The sequence below is a fragment of the Longimicrobium sp. genome, from assembly GCF_036554565.1.
Classification (GTDB): Bacteria; Gemmatimonadota; Gemmatimonadetes; order Longimicrobiales; family Longimicrobiaceae; genus Longimicrobium.
The window spans coordinates 1-8,131 of sequence record NZ_DATBNB010000887.1; the positions used below are offsets into that span (position 1 = coordinate 1).

General features: G+C 67.2%; 8 protein-coding genes. 7 read left to right on the forward strand and 1 reads right to left on the reverse strand.

Going from position 1 to position 8,131, the window contains the following annotated elements:
* The first annotated feature begins 324 nt into the window (after nucleotides 1-324).
* From VIB55_RS24765 to VIB55_RS24790, 6 genes are all read left to right on the forward strand, one after another.
* Nucleotides 325-2,409 (forward strand): alpha-1,4-glucan--maltose-1-phosphate maltosyltransferase, encoded by a 2,085-nt coding sequence (locus tag VIB55_RS24765; RefSeq protein WP_331879368.1) that lies wholly within the window; start codon nucleotides 325-327, stop codon nucleotides 2,407-2,409.
* Nucleotides 2,410-2,597: 188 nt separating this feature from the next.
* Complete coding sequence (locus VIB55_RS24770; RefSeq protein WP_331879370.1) at nucleotides 2,598-2,780, forward strand: hypothetical protein; 183 nt, start codon at nucleotides 2,598-2,600, stop codon at nucleotides 2,778-2,780.
* Nucleotides 2,777-3,433, forward strand: a complete 657-nt coding sequence (locus VIB55_RS24775) for a hypothetical protein (RefSeq protein ID WP_331879372.1) — start codon at nucleotides 2,777-2,779, stop codon at nucleotides 3,431-3,433. The genes VIB55_RS24770 and VIB55_RS24775 overlap by 4 nt, the downstream gene beginning before the upstream one ends.
* A gap of 109 nt (nucleotides 3,434-3,542) precedes the next feature.
* Nucleotides 3,543-3,731 (forward strand): hypothetical protein, encoded by a 189-nt coding sequence (locus VIB55_RS24780; RefSeq protein ID WP_331024794.1) that lies wholly within the window; start codon nucleotides 3,543-3,545, stop codon nucleotides 3,729-3,731.
* Between the two features lie 170 nt (nucleotides 3,732-3,901).
* On the forward strand, nucleotides 3,902-5,572 hold the full coding sequence (locus VIB55_RS24785) for an electron-transfer flavoprotein:ubiquinone oxidoreductase (RefSeq protein WP_331879373.1): 1,671 nt from the start codon (nucleotides 3,902-3,904) through the stop codon (nucleotides 5,570-5,572).
* 211 nt (nucleotides 5,573-5,783) lie between these two features.
* Nucleotides 5,784-6,431, forward strand: a complete 648-nt coding sequence (locus VIB55_RS24790) for a class I SAM-dependent methyltransferase (RefSeq protein WP_331879374.1) — start codon at nucleotides 5,784-5,786, stop codon at nucleotides 6,429-6,431.
* Between the two features lie 19 nt (nucleotides 6,432-6,450).
* Here VIB55_RS24790 and VIB55_RS24795 read toward each other — a convergent pair whose 3' ends face one another.
* Nucleotides 6,451-6,660, reverse strand: coding sequence for a hypothetical protein (locus VIB55_RS24795; RefSeq protein ID WP_331879375.1), 210 nt, complete (start codon nucleotides 6,658-6,660; stop codon nucleotides 6,451-6,453).
* A gap of 708 nt (nucleotides 6,661-7,368) precedes the next feature.
* Between VIB55_RS24795 and VIB55_RS24800 the strand changes: the two genes are divergently transcribed.
* Nucleotides 7,369-8,131 (forward strand): DEAD/DEAH box helicase (locus VIB55_RS24800; protein WP_331879376.1); only part of this gene is annotated, 763 nt, incomplete at its 3' end.

Sequence of the window (8,131 nt, forward strand, 5' to 3'; positions counted from 1 at the left end):
TGTGAAGTTCCTCCGCGCCGGTGCAGCATCTCAAGGCTCCGTGCCGCTGCCGCGCCCAAGCTGAAAGGCGTCGGCGGCTGGATCCCACGGCGCGCATGGGTATGGCGTACGGGCTGGTCCGGTGCGCTCGCGCCTCTGGATGACAGATGGGCGCGAGTCCACTGCGGTTCGCACGCCCGCACTCCCGCACTCCCGCACTCCCGCACTCCCGCACTTCCGCACTTCCGCACTTCCGCACTTCCGCACTCGCCCTACCCCGCGCATGGCCCACCGCTTGCTGCCCGCGCGGCGAAACGAACGCCACCCGACCACCAAGAGAGACTGATGCCGGAGAGGATCGACGCCAGCCGCAGGGTCGTCATCGAAAACGTGTATCCCGAGCTGGACTGCGGGCGCTACGCCGTCAAGCGCGAGGTGGGCGACACCGTTTCGGTAGAGGCCGACATCTTCAAGGAAGGCCACGACGCCCTCTCCGCCGCCATCTGGTACCGCCCCGAGGACGACGAGGCCTGGCAGGAATCGCGGATGAAGTTCTGGGACAACGACCGCTGGCGCGGCTCGTTCACCCCCGACCGCAACTGCCGCTGGTACTTCACCGTCGTCGCGTGGACCGACGTCTTCGGCACCTGGCAGAGCGACCTGCGCAAGAAGTACGACGCGGGCCAGGAGGTGCTCCTGGAATTGTTCGAGGGCGCCCAGCTGATCGCCGGCGCCGCCGCCCCGCTGGCCGACGGGCCCGACCGCGCGCGGATGATGGAGTACCTGGCCGAGGTGGTGGGCGACGAGAAGCTGGCCTCCGGCGGGCTGATCCCCACTTCGGCGTGGGAAACGTTCCGCGACGACGTGGAATCCGGCTCGCACCTGACGGTGGCGGAACGGGTGGCGGCCTCGCTGGACCCCGGGCTGCTCGAACTGATGGAGCGCTACCCGCTGCGCGAAGACCTGACGCGGTACGAGCACGTGCTTCCCGTGCAGGTAGACCGCGTGGCCGCGCGCTTCGCCGCCTGGTACGAGCTGTTCCCCCGCTCCATGAGCGACGACGAGAGCCGCCACGGCACCTTGGACGACGTGATCGCCAAGCTGCCGTACGTGCGCGACATGGGCTTCGACGTGCTGTACTTTCCGCCCATCCACCCCATCGGCTTCAAGTTCCGCAAGGGCAAGAACAACACGCTGAACCCCGGGCCCGACGAGCCGGGCGTGCCCTACGCGGTGGGATCGGATGCGGGCGGACACAAGGACGTGCACCCGGACCTGGGCACGCTCGACGATTTCCGCCGGCTGGTGGAGGCGGCGCGCGAGCACGGGCTGGAGATCGCCCTGGACTTCGCCATCCAGGTGTCGCCCGACCACCCGTACGCAAAGGAGCACCCGGGCTGGTTCTACATCCGCCCGGACGGCACCATCATGTACGCCGAGAACCCGCCCAAGAAGTACCAGGACATCTATCCCCTGAACTTCTACGGCGAAGACTGGGAAGCGCAGTGGGCGGAGTGGCGCGACGTGATCCTGCACTGGGTGGAGCAGGGCGTGAACATCTTCCGCGTAGACAACCCGCACACCAAGCCCGTGCAGTTCTGGCAGTGGATGATCCGCGAGGTGCAGCACCAGCACCCGCAGGTGATCTTCCTCTCTGAGGCGTTCACGCGGCCCAAGTTGATGCGCGCGCTCGCCAAGGCGGGCTTCACGCAGGGCTACACGTACTTCACCTGGCGCAACTTCAAGGGCGAGCTCACGGAGTACTTCACGGAGCTCACGCAGGGGCCGATGAACGAGTATTTCCGCGGCAACCTGTTCCCCAACACGCCCGACATCAACCCCGAGTTCCTTCAGCGCGGCGGGCGCCCGGCGCACATGATCCGCGCGGTGCTGGCCACCACGCTGTCATCGGTGTACGGCATCTACAGCGGCTTCGAATTGTGCGAGGCCACGCCGCTGGCGCCCGGGAAGGAAGAGTACCTGGACAGCGAGAAGTACCAGCTGAAGGCGTGGGACTGGGACCGCCCAGGCAACATCCGCCCGCTGATCACGCGGCTGAACGAAATCCGCCGCCAGAACCGCGCGCTGCACGAGTACGACAACCTTCGCTTCTACCCGGCGGACAACGACAACGTGCTGTTCTACGGCAAGATGACGCCGGACCGCACGTCGATGGTGTTCGTGGCCGTGAACCTGGACCCGTTCGCCGCGCACGAAACCATGCTCCACTTTCCCCTCCCCGACATGGGCATCGGCTGGCACGACCCGTGGGAAGTGGAGGAGCTCCTCACCGGCCAGCGCTTCTTCTGGCACGGCGGCTCGCAGTGGCTGCGCCTGGAGCCGGATGCCCCCGCGCGCATCTTCCGCATCCGCGCGTGGCGCAGCAGCGAGCATGGGTTCGACTACTTCATGGAGCCGACGATCGTGTGACGAGTGCGTGAGCGCGTGAGTGAAAGACGAACGAGGCCCTGGGCGCGGATACGTCCAGGGCCTCGTCGTGAAGGTCGATGCCGCTCCTGCACGGCTGCTGGCGCAATGGTAACGTTCGTCCAGATCCTTGTGGGGCGAGGGCTACAAGTATACATTGTGAACAGCCGCCAACCAGCCGAGGAGAAGCCATGCCAAAGCCCCAGCGCAAGCCGCGCCTGCCTACCATCCAGCCGCCGCACCCGAGCGAAAAATTCACGCTGGAAGAGGTGATGGAAGCGTGGCGCCAGGTGGAAGAACGCCTTGCAGCCCGTAAGAGCGCCGAGGAGACCGGGACGTCCCAGCAGGCGCGCGATGGAGAGGGGGGCGGATGACGCGCACCTACGAGAACAGCGTTTTCATCAACTGCCCCTTCGACCCCGCGTACCGGCCTCTCCTGGAGGCCGCTGCGTTTGCGACCTACGAGTGTGGGTTCTTCCCGCGCGCCTCGCTGGAGGTCGATGACAGCAGCCAGGTGCGGATCGAAAAGATCACGACGATCATCCGGGAATGCCGCCTGGCCATCCACGACATTTCGCGCACCGAACTCGATGCGGCGACCCAGCTTCCGAGGTTCAACATGCCGCTGGAGCTGGGGATCTTCCTGGGCGCGAAGTCGTTCGGGGCGAAGCTGCACCGGCGTAAGGCCGCCATCGTCCTCGACACCGAGCCGTATCGGTACCAGAAGTTCATCTCGGACATCGCCGGACAGGACATCCGGTCGCACGGCAGCCAAACCACGGGGGTGATCCGGCAGGTGCGCGACTTCCTGGCGACGCACTGCGATCCGGAGATCGTGCTCCCGGGCGGGGACAAGATCGCGGAACGGTACGCGGCGTTCCAGGAAGGAGCGCGGCTCACCTGCTCGAAATTCCACCTGGATGCCGATCACCTCACGTTCCGGGATCTCACCATGGTAATCGTCGGGTGGCTGCGCCGGCACCCGCTCTCCATGCCCGCCGCAATCCCGGCGGGGGTAGCCGCATAACCCGCGCCCTCGCAGCCACTTGCGACCTCCGCGGCCCGGTCCCTGCATAGGAAGCGGGAACACGAGTGACGACAACCCGGACTGGATGATGGAAATGCGGAACTATCGATTGATCCCGACCCTCGCGCTGATGGCCGCGATGTCGGTGCTGGCTTGCGGGGAAAGTGGCGGCGGAACCAAGGCGCAGGGCGGCGACGCCGACAACCAGGCGGCCGGCTACGCGCCTGAGCAGGAGCAGGGGACGGCGGTGAACGATACCTCGCCCCATCGCCCCGCCACGCCCAGCCAGCAGCCCTGAGCCCAGCCGGCGCACGTTCACGCCGGTGCCTCCACCCCCTGGCACGTGCTTGGTGCCAGGGGGTGGCGAGCGTCTGGCGGTGATGCGCCAGGGCCTTTGCGGCGGGGGAGCGCAGCCCGTATAATCCGCCGCGACGTAGCGTTAGTTCACCTCAGATCGCCGGAAGAACCATGGCCGACGCCGCACGCGGGACCGTTCTCCCCGTCCGCCACCAGCCCCCGCTGCCGCGCGAGCGGCTGATCGTTTCCGACGCCCCCGACGCTGAGGCGATCGAGATGGACGTCGTCATCGTCGGCGGCGGGCCGGCCGGGCTGGCGTGCGCCATCGAGCTGGCGCGGCTGGTCCAGAAGGACGGCGAGGCCGGCGGCAGCCTGGGCGAAACGCAGATCGCGGTGCTCGACAAGGGCTCGGCGCTCGGCGAGCACAACCTGTCAGGCGCCGTCATCAACCCGCGCGCCTTCCGCGAGCTCTTTCCCGACCTGAAGGACGAAGACTTTCCCTTCCGCGACGCGGTGAGCAACGAAGCGGTGTACTTGCTCACGGAAACGGGGCAGTTCCGCATCCCCACGCCGCCCCCCATGCACAACAAGGGGAACTACACGGCATCGATCTCCGAGGTCTGCCGCTGGCTTGGCGAGCAGGCCGAGGGGCTGGGCGTGAACATGCTTCCAGGCTTTCCAGTGGACTCGCTGCTGGTGGAAGGCAAGGCGGTCCGCGGGGTTCGCACCACGCCGGCGGGCCTCAAGCGCGACGGCACCCCGGGGCCGGGCGCCGAGCCCCCGACGGACGTCACGGCGCGCGTCACCGTGCTGGCCGAGGGCACGCGCGGGCCGCTGGGCCAGGCCTGGCGCGAGTGGCAGGGCGTGGGGTCCGAGAACCCTCAGATCTTTGCGCTGGGCGTAAAGGAGCTGTGGGAAACGAAGGTCCCGCTGGACCGCATCGTCCACACGCTGGGCTGGCCGCTGCCGCGCGACGCCTTCGGCGGCAGCTTCATGTATCCGCTGGAGCCCAACCTCGTTGCCATCGGCCTTGTGGTGGGGCTGGACTACAAGCAGACCACGCTGGACGTGCACGAGATGCTGCAGCGGATGAAGCTGCACCCGTTCTTCCGGAAGTACCTGGAAGGCGGCGAAATGGTGGAGTGGGGCGCCAAGACCATCCCGGAGGGCGGCTTCTTCGGGCTGCCGGGGCGGCTGCACGGCGACGGGCTGGTGATGGTGGGCGACACGGCGGGCTTCGTGGACGTGCCCTCGCTGAAGGGCATCCACTACGCCATGCAGACCGGCATGTTCGCCGCGCGCGCCATCTTCGAGGGGCTGAAAAAGGGCGACATGTCGTCGTCCGCCCTGTCGTCGTACGACACGATGGTGCACGGCAGCTACGTGCGCGACGACCTGTACAAGAGCCGCAACCAGCGGCTGGCGTTCAAGGACGGCTTCTTCGTCGGGGGGGCCAAGGCGACGCTGATGACGGTGACCGGCGGGCGGTTTCCGGGCGGCAAGATCAGCATGCATTCGGATGCGGAGGCGCCGCGCCAGGTGACGCCGGAGCAGCCGTTCATCCCCGACGGCAAGCTGACGTTCAGCAAGGTGGATGCGGTGTTCAAGGCGGGGAACCAGACCCGCGACGACATCCCTTCGCACCTGATCGTGGGACAGGACATCAGCCCCGAGGTGGCGCAGTTGTACGTGCACCTGTGCCCCGCCGGCGTGTACGAGCTGAACGGCGACAAGCTGGTGGTGAACGCGCCCAACTGCATCGACTGCAAGGCCACCGACGTCATCGGCCCGCGCTGGACGCCGCGCGAGGGCGGAAGCGGCCCGGCCTACAAGAAGATGTGACCGTGGCACCCGGGTGGTAGATGCGGAAGCAGGCCGGAGCTCTCACCGAGAGACTCCGGCCTGCGTCGTCTCGGGACTCACGTTCGAAATCCGGGACGCGCCTCCAAGTCATCCACGCGCCACCACAAGCCAGTCCGCGAAGGCGGACTTCGTGTGCTTGTTGCAGCGAATTCATTCGCCCGTGCTGGCCCGCGCACCGACCCCGACCTCCATGCCCGACACTCTCCCCACTTCGATTCGCCGCGAGTACGACCGCGCCGCCGCGGAGTACGATCGCCGTTGGGCGCGCTACAACCACGCGAGCCTCGCTCTGCTGCGCCCGTGGATCGCGGGACCGACACTCGGGAGGGTGCTCGACGTCGGCTGCGGGACGGGCAACCTGGCGCCCGCTCTCGCCGAGTGGGGGGCGTCGGTGGATGCGTACGTGGGGGTGGACCTGTCGCCCGGGATGGTGCGGATGGCGGCGCCGAAGCTCGGGGTGGGCGGATGGCCCGGCGCGGTCGTCGCGGGAAGCGCGCTCGCACTGCCGATCGCGACGGCATCGTTCGACACGGCCCTGTGCGCGTCGAACCTGCACTACTGGCCCGATGCACACGTCGGCCTCGCGGAACTCCGGCGTGTGCTCAGGCCGGGCGGACGGCTGCTGCTGGTGGACTGGGACCGCGCGCCGCTCCGGATGCGCGCCTTCGACCTGTGGATGCGCCGCGGACTCCGCATCAAGTACCACCGCATGTACTCACGCCGGGAGATGCGCGCTCTGCTGCTCGAAGCCGGCTTCCGCGTCGCTCACGAAGCGCGCGGCGCCGCGGGGCTGCTCTGGCGCCTGGCGGCGTTCGAAGCGGCTTCAGTGCCGGCCTGACCGCTCGGGCCGATGCAGATTACGCAGCCGATTTGCCGGGGTTTCCTCCTTCGGGGGCTAGTTCGACCGCCGGCCGCACCGACGTAACCAGACGATCAGCGAACTGCTTCTGGTACTCCATGTAGTACTCGAAGAACTTCTTCCTATCGCCGGCGAACGGGGCCTCGATCTGCAACCGTGTTGCCTCGAGTTCATCGAGCAGCGGGTCGGGGTCGTAACGAGCTGCCATCTTAACCTCCAAGAAGCTGCGCAGGCGTTACCAGCGATGGGACGAACAATCCACGTAGGGCGTTGATCTTCCTGACGTGTAGGAATTTACTTGGATTCACAAGATGCCGGTAGTTCCACGACACGAGAAACTCACATGCGTAACAAGACGCGAACGCTAAGTGGTACGCGTCGGCAATGGGGTAGGCAGGCATCAGCTTATGACGAATGTACAGGTCCGCAGTATCCATGACCTCTGGGGTAAGCGGCAGCATTCGGAGCTCGGAGACGAGAGCCAGTCTTTGGCGCACGCGCGCAGGCGTACCGACCGACAATTCACCGATCAGTAGTGCACTACCGAGCATCTGGTGCTTTTCCGGCGCACCAGCCCACCACCGGCGTGTCCAGTCTCGCCGCTGAAGCATCTCGGGCGTGCTGCGTTCCTCCAAGTACGCGCTCGGCACTGTAGTGTCGATGTAGACGGCTGGCTTCTCCATGGCCGGAAGCTAACCCAGTCCAGATTCAAACCGGAAGATCAAGCGTGAAAGCGGCCACGTGGGTAGCGCAGTGTCCACCTGTGGCGCAAAACGGGCAGTTTCGGCCAGCCCGCGACCTTTTTGGCGGAGGCGGGGTATGGAGCAGTCGTACCGGACGGCGGGACTCTTCCCGAGCCCCGCCGTCTTCTTTGCCGTCCGGCACCATCGGCGGCCTGACCGGATCCACGGAACGCATGTCCTTCGACAATCTCGGCCTTCACGCGACCCTTCTCCGCGCCGTCTCGGAGCTGGGCTACACTCGCGCCACACCCATCCAGGAACAGTCCATCCCATCCGCCCTGCAGGGGCGCGACGTGCTGGCCTGCGCCATGACGGGGAGCGGCAAGACGGCCGCGTTTGCTCTTCCGGTGATCCAGCGCCTGATGGACGGCCCGCGCCGCAAGACGCGCGCGCTGGTGCTGAGCCCCACGCGCGAGCTGGCGGCGCAGATCCACGAGCAGTTCGTCGCGCTCGGCAAGCACACGGGCATCCGCGCGGCGGCCGTGTTCGGCGGCGTGGGGATGAAGCCGCAGGAGCAGGCCTTTCGCGACGGCGTCGAAGTGATCGTCGCCACGCCGGGGCGCCTGCTGGACCACCTCCAGTACCCCTACGCGCGGCTGGACGGCGTGGAGATCCTGGTGCTGGACGAGGCCGACCGCATGCTGGACATGGGGTTCCTACCGGACATCCGCCGCGTTCTGAAGCACGTGCCCACGCAGCGGCAGACGCTGTTCTTCAGCGCCACCATGCCGCCGCCCATCCACGCGCTTTCGCGTGACATGCTCAAGCAGCCCGCCACGGTGGACCTGCAGCGCAAGGCGGCGCCGGCCACGGGCATCAAGCAGGCCGTGTACCCCGTCTCGCAGGAGATGCTGCGCACCCCGGCGGCCATCAACATCGAGCGCAAGTCGATGCCGGCCACCGGCATCACCCAGGCGCTGTACCCGGTGCGGGAAG